13 protein-coding genes, 1 pseudogene and 1 riboswitch are annotated in these 16205 nt (G+C 63.2%); of the genes and pseudogenes, 5 read left to right on the forward strand and 9 right to left on the reverse strand.

Annotated features, from left to right (window positions below; genetic code table 11):
• Window positions 1–508: 508 nt before the first annotated feature.
• On the forward strand, window positions 509–898 hold the full coding sequence (locus FOM02_RS13725; protein ID WP_265441833.1) for a hypothetical protein: 390 nt from the start codon (window positions 509–511) through the stop codon (window positions 896–898).
• Complete coding sequence (locus FOM02_RS13730) at window positions 885–2300, forward strand: heparin lyase I family protein (protein WP_265441834.1); 1416 nt, start codon at window positions 885–887, stop codon at window positions 2298–2300. The genes FOM02_RS13725 and FOM02_RS13730 overlap by 14 nt, the downstream gene beginning before the upstream one ends.
• Window positions 2301–2839: 539 nt before the next feature.
• Here the strand turns inward: FOM02_RS13730 and FOM02_RS13735 are convergent.
• Window positions 2840–3118 (reverse strand): ribbon-helix-helix domain-containing protein, encoded by a 279-nt coding sequence (locus FOM02_RS13735; protein ID WP_051378361.1) that lies wholly within the window; start codon window positions 3116–3118, stop codon window positions 2840–2842.
• Between the two features lie 928 nt (window positions 3119–4046).
• Here FOM02_RS13735 and FOM02_RS13740 point away from each other — a divergent pair.
• On the forward strand, window positions 4047–5339 hold the full coding sequence (locus tag FOM02_RS13740; protein ID WP_084335040.1) for a tyrosine-type recombinase/integrase: 1293 nt from the start codon (window positions 4047–4049) through the stop codon (window positions 5337–5339).
• A 96-nt stretch (window positions 5340–5435) separates the two neighbouring features.
• On the opposite strand, the pseudogene FOM02_RS13745 reads toward FOM02_RS13740, so the two are convergent.
• The 8 genes and pseudogenes from FOM02_RS13745 to FOM02_RS13780 form a co-directional block, all read right to left on the reverse strand.
• A pseudogene (locus FOM02_RS13745) lies at window positions 5436–5622 on the reverse strand (IS3 family transposase); the annotation flags it as partial.
• Window positions 5623–5974: 352 nt separating this feature from the next.
• Window positions 5975–9514 (reverse strand): urea carboxylase, encoded by a 3540-nt coding sequence (gene uca, locus FOM02_RS13750; protein WP_265441835.1) that lies wholly within the window; start codon window positions 9512–9514, stop codon window positions 5975–5977.
• A gap of 3 nt (window positions 9515–9517) precedes the next feature.
• Entirely contained in the window at window positions 9518–10156 is a 639-nt protein-coding gene (locus FOM02_RS13755; RefSeq protein ID WP_027564639.1) for an urea amidolyase associated protein UAAP2, read from the reverse strand.
• Window positions 10153–10998, reverse strand: coding sequence for an urea amidolyase associated protein UAAP1 (locus FOM02_RS13760; RefSeq protein WP_027564640.1), 846 nt, complete (start codon window positions 10996–10998; stop codon window positions 10153–10155). Before FOM02_RS13760 ends, FOM02_RS13755 begins: the two co-directional genes overlap by 4 nt.
• The gene (locus FOM02_RS13765) at window positions 10995–11828 is read right to left on the reverse strand and encodes an ATP-binding cassette domain-containing protein (RefSeq protein ID WP_027564641.1); all 834 of its coding nucleotides are present in this window, start codon (window positions 11826–11828) and stop codon (window positions 10995–10997) included. Before FOM02_RS13765 ends, FOM02_RS13760 begins: the two co-directional genes overlap by 4 nt.
• Complete coding sequence (locus FOM02_RS13770) at window positions 11825–12637, reverse strand: ABC transporter permease (RefSeq protein WP_027564642.1); 813 nt, start codon at window positions 12635–12637, stop codon at window positions 11825–11827. Before FOM02_RS13770 ends, FOM02_RS13765 begins: the two co-directional genes overlap by 4 nt.
• Window positions 12638–12677: 40 nt before the next feature.
• Complete coding sequence (locus FOM02_RS13775) at window positions 12678–13751, reverse strand: putative urea ABC transporter substrate-binding protein (RefSeq protein ID WP_027564643.1); 1074 nt, start codon at window positions 13749–13751, stop codon at window positions 12678–12680.
• 76 nt (window positions 13752–13827) lie between these two features.
• Window positions 13828–13939: riboswitch (guanidine-I (ykkC/yxkD leader) on the reverse strand.
• 322 nt (window positions 13940–14261) lie between these two features.
• Entirely contained in the window at window positions 14262–14702 is a 441-nt protein-coding gene (locus FOM02_RS13780; protein ID WP_027564644.1) for an organic hydroperoxide resistance protein, read from the reverse strand.
• A gap of 144 nt (window positions 14703–14846) precedes the next feature.
• On the opposite strand from FOM02_RS13780, the gene FOM02_RS13785 reads away from it, so the two are divergent.
• Both FOM02_RS13785 and FOM02_RS13790 read left to right on the forward strand, forming a co-directional pair.
• Entirely contained in the window at window positions 14847–15011 is a 165-nt protein-coding gene (locus FOM02_RS13785; protein WP_167336475.1) for a hypothetical protein, read from the forward strand.
• Window positions 15011–15574: an MOSC domain-containing protein gene (locus FOM02_RS13790; RefSeq protein WP_027564645.1), complete on the forward strand. Its 564-nt coding sequence runs from the start codon at window positions 15011–15013 to the stop codon at window positions 15572–15574. The genes FOM02_RS13785 and FOM02_RS13790 overlap by 1 nt, the downstream gene beginning before the upstream one ends.
• Window positions 15575–16205 lie beyond the last annotated feature (631 nt).

The raw sequence follows: 16205 nt of genomic DNA on the forward strand, positions 1-16205 counted from the left end.
AGCGGCGGGACGATTATGAGACGATGCTTTGGTGACCGATCGCGCAGTTTGGATTGTGAGGATTCACGGCTCCGGCCTAAACGTGAAGTGCCCTCGCATCGCGCGCGTCAAATAGTACCTACGTGCGTTCTTCCCTTCGATCGGTCGCGACGCCAACGCAAATCTGATGGCGAAATCGCGCGGGCGCCTTGAACTGACCCGATATGGGCACGTATTGGGCCGACATACCTAGGTATTAATCACATTTTGAAATTTTTTTCGCCACACTTCCTAATTAACCCACTGGCCGAGCAGTTGGGGGGGTACCTCGAAATTTCCCACTGCCTTGAAATGTGTTCGCGGCCCTTAGCGCTGCGAGCATGTGCTGTGTCTCCCGTCATCACGGGGCGCGGCACGTAAAGGTGTTCGCGGTGCTCAGCACTGCGAGCATGCGGTATGTCGTGTGCCATCGCGCGCACGGCAGTGGAATTCCCGAACTCTTGCAATGTAACTCGTAAGGAGGCCTGGAATGGCGACTAACGGCACGATTACGTCGTTTTCTTCTGCACCAAAAAATCGCTTTGATATCGGTGGCGACGGCTACGAAGTCCAGACGGCTGGCAACAGCTATAGCCTGAGCAATCCTGACTCAGACACGCTGCGCTTCGAAGTCCACTCGGGCGATCGCGCCTGGTACGACGGCTCTTATCCTGATCGTTCCGAAATCGAAGGCGAAGCGCGTATTGCGGCCGGCACCCCGATCGCCATCGACTATCAGGTCAAGCTCGAGCCCAACGGCCCCAACAACACGTTCGTCAATACGACGTCGTCGTATTTCATCCGAGCCCAACGGCCCCAACAACACGTTCGTCAATACGACGTCGTCGTATTTCATCCTGGGCCAAATGCACAACGATGACAGCGCGAGCGGCGTGTCCACCTCGCCTCCATTTTACGTCAACATGGTCGGCGATAAGATGGAGTTTGATGCGCTGTATGCCCTGCCCGGCGGCAATCCCAGCAACGGATCCTCTGATCTGAAGCACCTTACCTGGGACGGTCCCACTATCGTGCCGGGACAGTATTACGACATCAACGTCCAGGCCAATTTCTCCAACACCAGCGCGGGCTATCTGAAGGTGTCGGTCAATGGCCAGGAGGTCGTGAACTATAAGGGTCCCTTGGGTTTTGGCGATCCGACCTATTGGGAATATGGGATCTACCGGTCGCCAGCATCCGAATCGGCGGCTGTCGATTATCGCAACATGACGCTCGTCACCGGCTCGGCCGCAAGCGGCTGGCAGGGCGTGGGCGGCACGTCGTCATCGGGCAGCACCTCGGGTGGCACGACCGGCGATTCCTCGTCTGGCACGACGTCGGGCGGTACCACCGTGACCACTCCGGCTGGCAACACTTCCTCCGGCAGCACGTCCTCGGGTAGCACGACCGGTAATTCCTCCTCGTCCGACACCTCCTCGTCCGGCACGGGCGGCAACACCGGGACCTCTTCAAGCGGCACCCACTCGTCGGGCAACACCACCGTGACCGATCCGACCGGCAACACTTCCTCCGGCAGCACGTCCTCGGGTAGCACGGGCGGAACGCACACGACGACGCCGGCGAAGCCGACGACCCCGGTTGCGCCGACCCTCACTGTCGCCGATAACACACTGTCGGTCAGCCCGGGCGGCAGCGTCTCGCTGGGACTCGGCGTGAGCGTGCCGCATGTGGGCGATGACGTGACGGTTAAAATCTCCGGATTGCCGACATACGAAACCATCACGGACAAACTCGACGGCAAGACCTTCAGTGGAAGTTCGATCACGCTGACTGCGGCCCAGGTCAACAGCGGTCTATCGCTGAGTTCGTCCTACGGAGGTCACGGTCATCCGACCGCGACGCTGACGGTCACCGCGACCGACTCGACCGGCACCCCGATCACGAGCGCGGCCCAGACCATCACGGTGAAGGATCCTCCGGCGACCACCCCCGATCACGAGCGCGGCCCAGACCATCACGGTGAAGGATCCTCCGGCGACCACCACGAGCTCGAGCACATCGACGACGACGTCGGTGACGAGTTCGGGCACGTCCACGACAACGACCTCAGGGGATGGCAGGTCTTGGGCGCAATCGCACCTCAACGCTGCTCAGTCGTTCAACAATCATCCCGACTTCGCACGGGCGGCGACAACGCTCAGCGACACCGGAGCATCGAGCGTCCCATCCACTCCCGCCACGACGACGACCGATACCGCCGCGGGCGCCGGCGCGAAGGCATACGCCCTCCTCAATCAGATGATGGCGGGCGATTTCGGTAGCGACTCGCATTTCGCGCAGGCAGGGGTGGCATCGTCAGCATCATCTCAGCAACAGGCCAACTTCCTCACGAGGCCTTTGCACTAGCCCCCAACCAAGGTCACGCGCATCGGGCCGCCCCGCCGGGGCGGCTCCGGTGTCGCGCGGCCGGCGTCTCAAGGCAGTGCACGCAGGCCTGCTCGTTTGTGGGCAGCCGGCATTGCATAATTTTCCCGGTCGCTTATACCTGACAGGGCCGCTCAAAATCGGCCGTAAGGTTGGTGTAAGCTGAGCGACGGCAACAAGCCTTCGAACGAAGAATATTCGATCTACCTGCGCGGACCATCGACGGGTCGGATTGTGCGGCGTGTGAACCTCGTATGCCCAAATGAAGAGAGGGCAAAAGAACGCGCCCAGTCACTAGCAGGAGAATGCGCAGTCGAGCTCTGGAAGGGAGATCGGAAGATCGCGGAATATCCGGCACGAGAGCCCGGCCTGATTGCCAAGCTTCTGCGGTCGCTCCGCGACCTCACGTTTCCTTGGTAGTTTGACCACAGCCGCATCAGTCGGGGCTGACTTTGCGGACTACCGATGTCCCATGGTCCTTCTGTGTGATCACACCAGCCGCGTAGTTCTTGAAGTAGGCGAGGACGTAGAGTCGAATCGCAGAAGACAGATTGGCCTGCTGCCGGTTGTGGTCGATCTCACTAACCAGATCCGAAAGCGACATGTTGCGCTCGCCGGAAATCTCTTTCGTGGCCGTCCAGAATGCCTCTTCCAGGCTGACGCTGGTCTTGTGGTCGCCGACCATGATGGATCGTTTCACGACGGACGATTTCATGGCTATTCCTGGCGCTCGATGGCAAGCACGCACCAGCGTACCGGCAATGGGCAGCCAAGCGAGCGGTGCTCTCGGAGTAGCCCAGAAGCGCCGTCGGTACTTGACGGAAGAGGCGTCGCCGGAGTCTGATCGGCTATGGACTCTTGTTGCGGGTCTGTTTCTAAGTTGGCTCGCCTTCATGATGCCAGTGTTGATCGCAAGTGCTGTGTATCGAGCATCGCTGGGTTGATCGGATGAACAAAGCTCTCGGCGAGTTGCCGTCGTTGTTCGCACGAGCCACTCTCCGTCGACATCGCGACCAGGGCAACTCGCAAACAATGACTCAGTGATCAAACGGCCGAAGTTTGCGGAGTTCTCGCCGCGCGTTCAGCTTTGCGTGTTGTCCCCGCGTTCAGGCTGGATGCCGGTCGAAATGGAAGTCGGCTAACGCGGCGTATAGAAACGTAAAGCCGATTGAAACTGCACCAACGTGCTCACCGCGCGTTCGCCGTTCGGAGATAGACCGCCAGTAAATAATGGGTCCAAGGACCGGCGCGCACAGCAATCTAGCATAGCCTCGAACGAAAGCAGCGGCGGCTCCCGGCAACCTGGGTGCCGTGTCGCGCACACAGTCCCGAGCCGCAAGCGACGACGATGAGCTGGAGCGGCACTCACATCCTCCGGCTGGGGCTGCGACCGAACCAAGCCTGGTGATCGGGGATTGCTGCTTTACAGCCAAAATCCCTGCCCTCGCTGGTACAGTTGGGTGGGCTCGAACCACCGACCTCCTGTTCCACAGACAAAACGAAGCCTCCGCCGATAGTACGCTCCCCCCGCCCTTCTTACGAAAAATCGAGCATTATCAAATAATAAGACCGCCCTCCGTCGCCTTACGTGCGCTGCAATTGGCACTATGGTGGTAGCTACGTGGTAGCTACAGAGGCGATCGATGGCGGTCTCGAGTATAACGATTCGCGCAGTACAAGCGCTCAAGCCGGGCGAGACTATCTGGGACGCAGACCACCGCGAAGCGGTGCGGGGCTTTGGCGTTCGGCGTCAACGTGACCAAGCGACCTACGTCCTCAAGTACCGCGTGTTCGGCCGGCAGCGCTTCGTCACCATCGGTCCTCATGGCGCCCCCTGGACACCCGAACTTGCGCGCAGAGAGGCCAAGCGGCTGTTGGGCCTGGTTGCCGACGGCAAGGATCCGGCAGACGAGAAAGCCAAGGCGCGCCTGCAGGCGGCCGACACCCTCCGGGTGATCGCGGATCAGTATCTCCAGAACGCCGAAAAAAGGCTAAAGCCCCGGACGTTTTCTGAAATTGAACGCTACTTATTAGTCAGTTGGAAACCCCTGCATCCGGTCTCGGTCTTCCAGATCAACCGACGCCATATCTCGGCTCGTATTGCTGACATCGCTTCGGGTCATGGCACCGTCTCGGCAGCCCGCGCCCGTACAGCCCTGTCCTCAATGTTCAACTGGGCAATACGGGAAGGCCTCGACATTCCCGCGAACCCGGTTCTCGGCACTAATCGACCCGCGCAGCCGGGAAGCCGCGAACGGGTCCTCACCGAGACAGAGTTGTCAGCCATCTGGCGGGCTTGCGGTGATGACGATTACGGACGCATCGTACGTTTGTTGCTGCTCACAGCCCAACGCCGCGATGAGGTAGGCAGTATGCAATGGACCGAACTTGATAAGAATTCGGGGCAGTGGACGCTGCCGGGTGCCCGGACCAAGAATCATCGCGAACACTTAGTCCCGTTGGCTCCCGCCGCCTTGGCCCTGCTACCTTCGCGCCGAGAAGGCCGAGACTTTCTCTTTGGTGAGGGACCCCGACGCGGCGGTGACCTGCATCGTGGGTTCTCCGGCTGGTCAAAGTCGAAAGTGGCGCTTGATGCACGCATCGCGGAGGCCCTAGGCGAGCCCCTGGCCCATTGGACGATTCACGACCTACGGAGATCGGCATCCACGGTGATGGCCGACCGGCTTGGCGTTTTGCCGCACATCGTGGAAGCCATCCTAAACCACGTCAGCGGCCACCGCGCCGGCGTTGCAGGCGTATATAACCGAGCACGGTACGCAGCCGAAATGCGCGAAGCTCTCGAACGCTGGGCAGAGCACGTTACAGCCGTGCCAGCCCCAAAGCCGGCGCATGTTAACACAGTGATAGCGGCGCCGCCCGCGAGCGGGCATCAAGTTCAAAAGAGCACATCCCTTCTGCACACCAGCACGCCGTAGGTTTAACAGAGCAAGGTGTTTAGGGCGACACGCCGACTGAATTCAATCCTGTGCGACGCAATTGATCGCGTCGGCGACCTTTTCTGTTGCATGAGCGGCCTTCAACTTGGTGACCTCACCGCGGAGCCGCTCGATTTCCTGCTCCGGCTTCATCTGCCCCTGGCCGGGAAAGGCCTGTAACCGGATCGGCGCCGAGCTCTTTCGCCCATTTGCGCAGAACACTGGTCTCGCCCGACCTGCGCCACCGACACTCCACGCCCCCTAATCAGCTTGACGCCTCGATCTTGAACTCGCGATTGAACCAGACCGCGCGGAGGAAGGGGGCGTTCGCGTAACCTTTTGACCAGCATGCAGCTTGTTCCCGTATTGGGGTTCCGGGATGACGATGGTCGACGAGCCAAGCAAAGGTCTGGCACCGCTGATCGTGCGCAGGGTGGCAACCTCGTAACGCGATGCCAAGGTGGGGTCGCCACCCTGCTGGTAGAGCAGCGGCTGTCGATTAAGATGAAGATCTCCGACCGCCTTACATCATGGGTCACGGCAACGTCGTGTTCAAAGGTGCTCTTGACCACATGAAGGCCAACGCCGCCCCTCGCGAGGAATGGTTTGAGGTGTAGGGCATAGTGCTGTGCGGACTAGGCTGGTTCGATCAACGCAACCAGATCGCCCGCGCGCAGGGTCTGGCCTGGCCGGGCTGGCACCGACGACACGCGGCCCGCGACGGGGGCGTGCACGTTGATCTCCATCTTCATGGATTCGATGATGGCGATCACATCGCCTGCAGCAACCTCGGCGCCGTCCTCGACCAGGATCTTCCAGATGCTGCCGGGCACTTCCGAGAAGGCGCCGACATGGCCATCGGGAATGCCGGTGACCACGGCCGACGCATCGGTCGTCTCCGCGGGCGCATCGTCGAGCTTCATCTCGCGCCAGCGCTGACGCTCGGCATCGAACGCTGCCTGCTGCGTCGCCTTGAAGGCGGCGATCGACGGCTGTGCTTCGGCCAATCCTTCCGCGTAATTGGCGAAGGAGAATGTGTCCTCCTCGATCGGGATGTCGTACAGCCCGTATGGGAATGCGGCGCGGGCCTCCGTGAGCTCATCGGCATCGACCGGGAAGAACCGGATCTTGTCGAAGAAGCGCAGCAGCCAGGGATGACCTGGCTTGAACACGCTGGTCGTGCGCCAGCTGTTCCACATTTGAATGGTGCGGCCGAAAAGCTGGTAGCCGCCCGGCCCTTCCATGCCGTAGATGCACATATAGGCGCCGCCGATGCCGACCGCATTCTCCGGCGTCCAAGTGCGCGCCGGATTGTACTTGGTCGTCACCAGCCGATGGCGCGGGTCGAGCGGCGTCGCCACCGGTGCGCCGAGATAGACGTCGCCGAGGCCGAGCACGAGATATTCAGCGTCGAACACGATGCGGCGGACATCGTCTTCGCCGGCGAGCCCGTTGATGCGCCGGATGAACTCGACATTCGACGGACACCACGGCGCATCCGGCCGCACCAGTTCCTGATACTTCTGCATCGCAAGCTCGGCCTGCGGATCGCGCCACGACAGCGGCAGATGCACGGTGCGGCTCGGCACCCGCATCGCATCGACCGGCGGCAAGTCGCGTTCGATCTGGGCAAGCCCGTCGAGCAGCTTCTGCCGCGACAGCGCGGTGCCATCGTAGTGGATCTGCAGCGAGCGGATGCCGGGCGTGAGATCGATCAGGCCCGCAAGCTTCGCCTCTTCCAGCGCCTGCGCCAGCACATGCACGCGCAGCCGCAACGCGATGTCGAGCTCCATCGGCCCATATTCGACCAGGAGATTGTCGTCGCCGGCGCGGCGATAGACGACCGGGATCGGGCCGTCATCGTTGCGGCCCACGATGGCCGCGCCGAGTTCGGTTGCCTTCAGGATCGTAGGACCGGCAACCGGATCGTCGCGCCTCGCTGGGACGAAGCGCACGGTGTCGCCAGGCTTCAGCTGCCCGACCTTCCAGAGCTCGTCGCGCGCCACAACGGCCGGGCAGACGAAGCCGCCGAGGCTCGGTCCGTCCGGGCCGAGGATGATCGGCATGTCGCCAGTGAAATCGATCGAGCCGACCGCATAGGCGTTGTCGTGGATGTTCGACGGATGCAGCCCGGCCTCGCCGCCATCGGGGCGGGCCCAGCGCGGTTTCGGGCCGACCAGCCGCACGCCGGTGCGTGCGCTGTTGAAATGCACCTCATAGCTCGCTGCGAACAGCGTGTCGATATCCTCATCGGTGAAGAAATCCGGCGCGCCGTGCGGGCCGTAGATCACGCCGATCTCCCACGCCGATGTCAGCTCGGGCCGCTCGCTTTCCGGCGCGCGCCGCGCCGCGAGATCGGGCGGCTCGGCGCCGATATGCAGCACATCGCCGGCCTTGAGCAATCCCGTCGCGTGACCGCCGAAGGCACCGAGCGCGAACACGGCGCGCGAGCCAAGCATCTCGGGCACATCGAAGCCGCCGCGCACGGCGAGGTATGCGCGCTGGCCTGCGCCCTGAATGCTGCCGATCGCGAGCGTCTGCCCCGCGCGCACCGTGACCGGTTCGTGATACGCGAATTCAGTACCATCGAGCGACGCCTTCATCCTCGCGCCGGAGAGCGCCACAGTCGCGTCGGTGTTGAAACGCAGCGTCGGCCCATTGACGGTCAGCTCCAGCGCGGTGGTCGTCTCCGGATTTCCCACAACGCGGTTGGCGAGACGGAACGAGCGCTCGTCCATCGGTCCGCTCGGCGGCACGCCGACGTGCCAGAGGTGCAGCCGGCCCGGCAATTCCTGGATGCCGCTCTGCGCGCCTGGCGCGACGACGTCGATGGTGCGCGGACAATAGGCGAAGCCACCGAGCACGCTGGTAGCGACCTCGCCGCTGCGGAACACGTCGGAGGCCGCGATGGCGCTGAGATAACCGAGATTGGTCTCGATGCCGGCAACGACCGTCTCATCGAGTGCCCTGCTCAGCTTTGCGATCGCGGCCTCGCGGGTCTCGGCCGAGACGATGATCTTGGCCAGCATCGGATCGTAGAACGGCGTCACCTCGGTTCCGGTCTCGATCCAGCCGTCGATCCGCGCATCCGGCGAGAACGCAACCGAAGTCAGGCGGCCCGCACTCGGGCGAAACGCGGCAGCCGGGTTCTCGGCGTACAGCCGCACCTCGATCGCCGCGCCCTTCGGCGCGAGCGCGCCGGTCATGCCCGGCACCTCCTCGCCTGCCGCCTGCCGGATCATCCATTCGACGAGATCGACGCCGTAAACCTGCTCGGTGACGGGATGCTCGACCTGCAGGCGGGTATTGACCTCGAGGAAGTAGAAGTCCTCGCGTGCGACATCGTAGATGAACTCCACCGTCCCCGCGGATTCGTAAGACACCGCCTTGCCGAGCGACACCGCGGCGGCGTGCAGGCGGCGCCTGATGTCGGCTGACAGCCCCGGCGCCGGCGTCTCCTCAAAGACCTTCTGGTTGCGCCGCTGCAGCGAGCAGTCGCGCTCGCCGAGCGCTACCACGCCGCCCTTGCCGTTGCCGAAGATCTGCACCTCGATGTGACGCGCCCGGGCAACGAACCGCTCGAGATAGACCCGCGCATCGCCGAAGCTGGCGCGCGCCGTGCGCTGCACGGACTCGAAGCGCTCGCGCAGCGTCGCCGCATCGTGGCAGAGCTGCATGCCGATGCCGCCGCCGCCCGCGGTGCTCTTCAGCATTACGGGGTAGCCGATCGCTGCTGCCTGCGCGATCGCTTCGTCGATAGTCTCCAGCAGACCCGAGCCCGGCGGCAACGGCACGCCGCTTTTCTCGGCGATGGCGCGGGCCTTGTGCTTCAGCCCGAAGGCGTCGAGATGCTCGGGCCGCGGGCCGATGAACTTGATGCCATGCTCCGCCAGCCGCTCCGCAAAGCGGCGGTTCTCCGACAGGAAGCCATAGCCAGGGTGCACCGCCTCGGCGCCTGTCCGAAGACAGGCTTCCATGATCGCATCGACGTTGAGATAGCTCTCGGCGGCCGGCGCCGGGCCGATCCGCACCGCCTCATCGGCTTCGAGCACCGGCCGGGAGAAACGGTCCGCGTCGGAATAGACCGCGACCGAGGCGATGCCCATGCGCCGCAATGTTCTGCCGATCCGCCCGGCGATCTCGCCGCGGTTGGCAGTCAGGACCTTGCTGAACATGCTTCAAGCCTCCGGCTCGAAGACCGTGACCTGCACCGGCGTCGGGAAGAAGCCGTTGCAAGGATTGTTGATCTGCGGGCAGTTCGAGATCAGGCACAGCACGTCCATCTCGGCGACCAGCTCGATGGCGTCGCCGGGCTTGGAGACGCCGTCAACCACGGTGAAATTGCCGTCGGGATCGAGCGGCACGTTCATGAAGAAGTTGAGGTTCGGCACGATGTCGCGCTTCGACAGGCCGTGCTTCGCCCCCTCCATCACGAAATTCTCGCGGCAGGCGTGCTGGTAGCGCGTCTGGTGCCCGAAACGCACCGTGTTGTTCTCGCAGGAGCAGGCACCGGCCGAGGTGTCGTGCAGGCCACAGCTGTCGGCGGTGACGCGCAGCATCACGCGGCCTTCGCTCGACATGATCCTGGTGCCGAGCCCGACATAGGCCGAGCCCTGCGCGCGCAGCGTATCCTGGCCGCTGTAGCGCTCGCCGATATCGTCGGCGCAATAGAACAGCGTATCGACCGCCTGCTGGCCGTGGCTATCTGTGATCCGCAATGTCTGCCCCTTGCGGATGATGGCCGACCAGGATTTGCGCGCGGGAAGTTCGGCGTCGAGCACGATGCGTGAGCCGGGGCGACGGGCTTGCGTGTTCATTGCGCGGCTCCTTCGCTGGTCTTGCCGAAATACAGAGCATTGTTGTCGAAGGCTCGGACCGCCTCAGCGGTCGCAGTGCAGCAGAGATCGTCGGCGGACGGCGCGGCAGCGCGGTAGCGCACGACCTCGACGCTCGCTTGCGGATACGATGCCGCGGGATCGAGCGGATGCGGACAGGTCGACAGCGCGATCACGAGATCCATCTCGGCGCGCAGATCGACGAAGTCGCCCTTGCGCCGCCGCTCTTCCGACCAGAGGAATATTCCTTCGGCATCGACCGCGACCGGCGCGAAGAAGCTGACGCAGGGATGCACGTCGCGGCGGTCGAGTCCGAGCTTGGCCGCGGCGAGGATGAAATTGTCGCGTGTGTTGCGGAAATTGCCTTCGCCGTATTTCGCCTGGTTGGTCGCTGCCGTCGAGCCGCCGGCCAGCGTGTCATGCGCGGCGCTGGTGTCCTCGGTAATGGCGAGCAGCGCCCGCCCCATGTCGGAGAGCAGGACGCGGCCCTTCTGCAGCCGTGCCGCCCATTGCACCTTGATCGTGTCGGCGTGGTTGAGCCGCTCGGTGGGATCGGCGCTGTTCCACGCCAGCAGGCTGACAGTGGACAGGCCTGAACTGTTGACAATGCGCAGCGTCTCGCCGCGGTTCAGCCGCGTCGTCCAGTACCAGCCGGGCGGAATGACCTCCCGATTAATAACCATCGCAGCATCGATCGGCGCGGCATCGCGGGATGTCGGTGCCGGCAGCGCACGCGGGGCATGCTCCTGCCCCGCCGCCTTCAGCTCATTGTATTGCCGGGTATGCGCCGCGATCTCGGCCTTCTGTTCCTCTGTGAGGATCATGAGTGCTCCTTCAAGACGAGAGCGCCGGGCCGTCCCGGCTGATGCTCCTTGCTTGACCGGGTCGTCCCGGCCGGAGCTGGATCGATGATGTTCCGCACCTCGGCGGTGCGACGCGGAAAGATTTCGAGATCGCGCGACACGGTAGCGCCGTAGCGCTCGCGCTCTTCCAGCCGATTGCGCTGCCGCTCCAACGCGATCACGCGTGTCGCCAGCCCGAACGCCTCGCTGAGATCGTGCGTGACCATCACGACGGTCAGATGGGTCTCGTTCCAAAGCCGCTTCATCAGGACATGGATGTCGGCGCGGATGCCCGGATCGAGTGCGCCGAACGGCTCGTCTAGCAGCAGGATCTTCGGGTCGCGCATGATCGCCTGGGCGAGCGCGAGGCGCTGCTGCATGCCCCCCGACAGGGCGGACGGATATTTGTTCTCCTGGCCGGCGAGCCCGACCTCGGCGAGCAGCTTCATGGCATCGTCCGCAGCGGCACGCCGCGCCGCGCCGAACAGGCGGCCGAGCAGTTTGGCGTCGCGCAGTTCGCGGCCGAGCATGACGTTCTGCAGCACCGTCAGATGCGGAAACACCGAGTAGCGCTGGAACACGACGCCGCGGCCGGCATCGGGCTCCGCCGGCAGCACTTTGCCGTCGACCAGGATCTTCCCGCGCGTCGGTTGCTCCTCGCCGAGCAGCATCCGCAGCAGCGTGGTCTTTCCGCAGCCGGACGGGCCGACTAGCGCGATGAACGCACGCGGCTCGACTTCCATCGTGACGCGCTCGAGCACGATGTGATCGCCGTATTCCTTCCAGACGTCGTCGAAGCGGATCGCGCTCATTCCGCCCTCACCGACGCGAACCAGGGGAACGCCTTCCGTTGCAGGATGCGCAGGCCGACGTCGATTAGGAACGCCAGCATCGTGATCCAGACGACGTAGGGAATGATGATCGCGAGATAGCGCCGCACCAGGAAGATCCGATAGCCGAGCCCGGAGTCGGACGCGATCGCCTCGGCTGCGATCAGGAACAGCCAGGCCGGCCCAAGTTGCAGCCGCAGCACATCGATCAGCCGCGGCAGCGTTTGCGGCATCGCGACGCGCAGCGCGATCTGCCAAGTCGAGGCGCCCATGGTCTGCGCCTTGACGATCTGCTCGCGCGGCAACTCCAGCACCTTCATGGCGAGGTCGCGGATCATGCAGGGCAGCGTCCCGATCACGATCAGCGCGATCCTCGAGTTCTCCCCCAGCCCCATCACGATGAACAGGATCGGCAGCAGCGCCAACGGCGGCACCATCGAGGTGACAGACACGAACGGCCCGAGCAGGGCATTGGCGCCTGGCAGCAGGCCGATCACGATGCCGAGGATCAGCGCCGCCACTGTCGAGATCGCCAGCGCCGAGCCCAGCCGCTCGAGGCTGGCGACCGTATCGGAGGCCATCAGGTAGCTTCCGGAGCGCGGATCGACCTCGAACGCCATCTGCTTGACGGCCTGCACCATGCTGGGCAGCGCCGGCAGCAGCTTGTCGTTCGGGTTCTGCGCGAGCCTCGCGCTGGAGCCGGCGAAATACGCGATTGCAACCAGCAGAAACGGCAGCGCGAGGAGATAGAATCGCGTCTGCCGGCCGGGCCGTATGTTCACAAGTCGCATAAAGCAGCTCCTGCGTGAGGCGATGCGTCAGAATCTGGCCCTAGAGCTTGCCCTTGGCGGCTTCGTCCATGTAGGTCGGGTCGAAGCGCAGCTTGACGTTCGACTTGTCACCCAGCACCGACTTGTCGGCGAGTTCGATGCCGACGGCGTCGGCCGATTTCGCGCCCTTGCCTAAGAGATCCTTCTCAAACAGGAACTTGCGCACGCGATCCATCGTCGCCCCAACCGTTTTGCTGCGCGTAAAAGCTTCGGCATCCGCCGCTTTGTCGAACAGCTTTGTGGAGGCGAGTTGGCTGTCGAAACCGGCGAGATCGGTGCCCGAGGCCTTGGCCATCGCCTCCTTGGCAGCTTTCGCCGCGGGATCGTTCCCCGTCATCTTCGATATGGTCTCGTACCAGATGCCGGCCAGCGCCTTGGCGAAGGCAGGGTTGTCCTTCGCTACCTCGGTGTTCACGACCATCAGGTCCATGATCTCGCCGGGAATCTGCGAGGAGTCGAAAACCTTTTTGGCGTCCGGCGAGCCGAGAATCTCCGTCACGATCGGATTCCAGGTCACGACCGCGCTGACATCGGCCGTCTTATAGGCGGCCGCCAGGTCGGCATCCGAGGTGTTGACGACCTTGACGTCCTTCTCGCTGAGCTTGCTGCTCTCGAGCGCGCGCGCCAAGAGGTAATGCGAAACCGAGAATTCGACCAAATTGACGCTCTGCCCCTTGATGGCGGCGAGATCGGCCTTGTTCTTCAGGATCACGGCGTCATTGCCATTGGAGAAATCGCCCATCACGATAGCGGTGGTGTCGACGCTGCCAGCTGCCGGGATCGACAGCGCATCCATGTTGGTGATGGTCACGGCATCGAAGCCGCCGGCGGTGTACTGATTGATCGACTCGACGTAGTCGTTGAACTGCTTGACCTCGATCGTGATACCGTATTTGTCCGCCCACTTCTTGACGATGCCGGTGTCGGCCGCATAGCCCCACGGCATCCACCCGACATAGATCGACCAGGCGACCTTGAAGTTTTTCTTCGTCGCGGCGTCGGCGGCCGAAACCGCTGCGAGGACAACCACGCAGCCGATGACAACAGAGCGAAGGAAGAAAACGAGTTTGTTCATTGCCGATCCCTCTTGAAAAATTCACAAAAGGGATTGGCGAAAAGACCATCGCTCCGCCAATCCCTTGGCTAACGAGGTCTCCCGGGTTTTTGTCCCGCCGTGCACCTGCGGGGATGTCTCTCCCGCAAGCGGCTGCTCTCGGACCAGCACCTTGCCTGTGCAAGGTCGGAACCCTAGCGGCCAACTCGGCCCCTTCAATGCACGAGCCGTGCCACAGCACCAGTATTTGAATCTCATAGGATTTCTCAGCGCCGGCCGTTCAGGCCCACGAACGATCTGCTGAAAAACTACGCAGGCCTGCTCAGAATTGGCTCTGTCCTTTCATCGCTTCGACCCGCAGAATCACTCAAGCACTGACACCAACGTGGGAAGTTCGATGCGCAAGCTTCTGAGTGTCCTGTTTGGCGGGCTCTGGCGCGGACTGCACGGCCGTTATGGCCTGGTGCCGAGCTGCGATCGGCGGCCGACCGGCGCACGACGGTCCGACTAAACGCGCGCATGCAGCTTTATTCAAATTCGTCTTATAGTCAGCTCGACATTAATGTTCCCGCGCGTCGCCTTCGAATACGGACAGGTCTGATGCGCCTCCTGGACGATCGCCTGTGCCAACTCTTGCTCCAGACTTGGTAGGCTGACTTTCAGGCGAGCCTGAAGGAAATAGGCTTCATCGGCATTCGCCAGATCGACCTCTGCATAGACCGCCGTATCTGCAGGGAGCTTAATCTTACGCCTACCAGCGGCGAGCCCCATCGCGCCGATAAAGCAGGCCGACCAGCCGGCCGCGAAAAGCTGCTCGGGGTTGGTGCCGGCGCGGTCGCTGCCAGGGGGTGACAGCATGATTTCCAACCGCCCGTCGCTGCTTCGGGATGACCCGTCACGTCCGCCTCGCGTATACGTCTTCCCTGTGTAGAGAGTCTTATGATCGATGCTGGTCCTGGAACGCTCCTCTATTGTGTCGCTGACCGCGACGTCCGTTGACGAAGCCCGTTTGCGCCGAACTGTCTGATTTGTTTCAGGGAACAGCGAGGACCTGACCGAGCCTCCGATCATGGCCGCCAGTTGCTGCGCGCTCGCGGGGCGGATGCGAGCTTCACCATGACCGCGATCGATGGTCAGCGCAGCGGCCTGAACGCGAGGCTGGGGCGTCGAGATGGCCCGCAAGGCGGCGTCCCTGCCGACCGGGTCCTGAATGCAATGGCATTGCCGGAAATCACGCGCTACCTGCGCCAGAAGCGGCGCTCGCTCGCCCGCGCTTCCTGATGTCGCACGCGCACGACCTCTCGCTCGAGGGAAGGGTGATCGCTGTAGCCGCCGATTGCGCCCACCACTTCAGCAAGCCCCTAAGGGATCAGATCGTTCTGATGGAAGGCCACGGCGTCGAAGGCGATGCCCACGCCGGCCCGTTTGTCCGGCACCGATACCTCGCCCGTCGCAAGCCCCGACTTCCCAATCTGCGGCAGGTTCACCTGATCCCATCAGAGCGATTTGCGCAGCTCCGAGAAGCCGGCTTTGCGGTCGCAGCGGGAGACCTCGGCGAGAACATCACCACGGCTGGACTGGACCTCGAACTGATGCCGCTCGGGACGCTGATCGAGTTCGGGCCCACCGCAATCATCGAATTGACTGGCCTCCGGACGGCCTGTGTCCTGATCGACCGCTTCCGAGCCGGCCTGAAGCGGCACGTGCTCTCGTCGGCGGAAACGGGTCCTCCATTCATATGCGGCGTGCTAGGCGTGGGTCGGGCCGGTGGAGCGGTAGCGGCCGGCGACACCGCGCGGGTGCGGCTCCCGTCCTCGTCGTTTGAGGCTTTGCCGGCACTTTAAGAGCCCGGTGTACAACTCGGCCGCCTGATGGCCGTTCGAAAAGTGGTCAATAGATGGAGCTGGCACGGCCGCAAACAAGATAACGGCGGTACGCTTGGGGCTGGGTCAATCGACGGTCCGGGACTATCAAGCTGCCCAGCTTTCCGCGAGAACAAACCGCTCCGGCTTATCGGGAACGGTCTTAAAACACCGTTAAATAGTCGTGTCCATGGCGATGCGGCTTGCTCCCCGATGCCGATCGTCAATTGCGTTTGCGCGAGGGCGCAGCCCGCCGACTTCAAGCCGTCAAATGGTCCCGCGACCGCCCGAATTCGTTAGCGGGTCGTTAATCGGACGTCGTCAAGCTTGCTGTCAACGCTGCCCGGCGCCCCCCAACCTAAGGCAGCGAACGCGATGGCCGGCGGCGGTGATGCCCGCCGGCCATTTCATCAAGCGCCCGACGGTCCTAATCTGTGATCCCCAAGTCGTCACCTACGCCCCCTTGAACTGGGATGCGAGCGGCTTCCCGCCCGAACAGAATTGGTTCGCGCTCATTGAGCAGGCAGGAAGCGCGGTCACAGGCGCCGACCTGAAGAAGTTGGAAACGGCGGCGCCATCGAGCCGCGGCTCAAGGAACCGGGTGAACAAGCTA

This window comes from Bradyrhizobium sp. SEMIA (assembly GCF_014844175.1).
GTDB lineage: Bacteria > Pseudomonadota > Alphaproteobacteria > Rhizobiales > Xanthobacteraceae > Bradyrhizobium > Bradyrhizobium arachidis.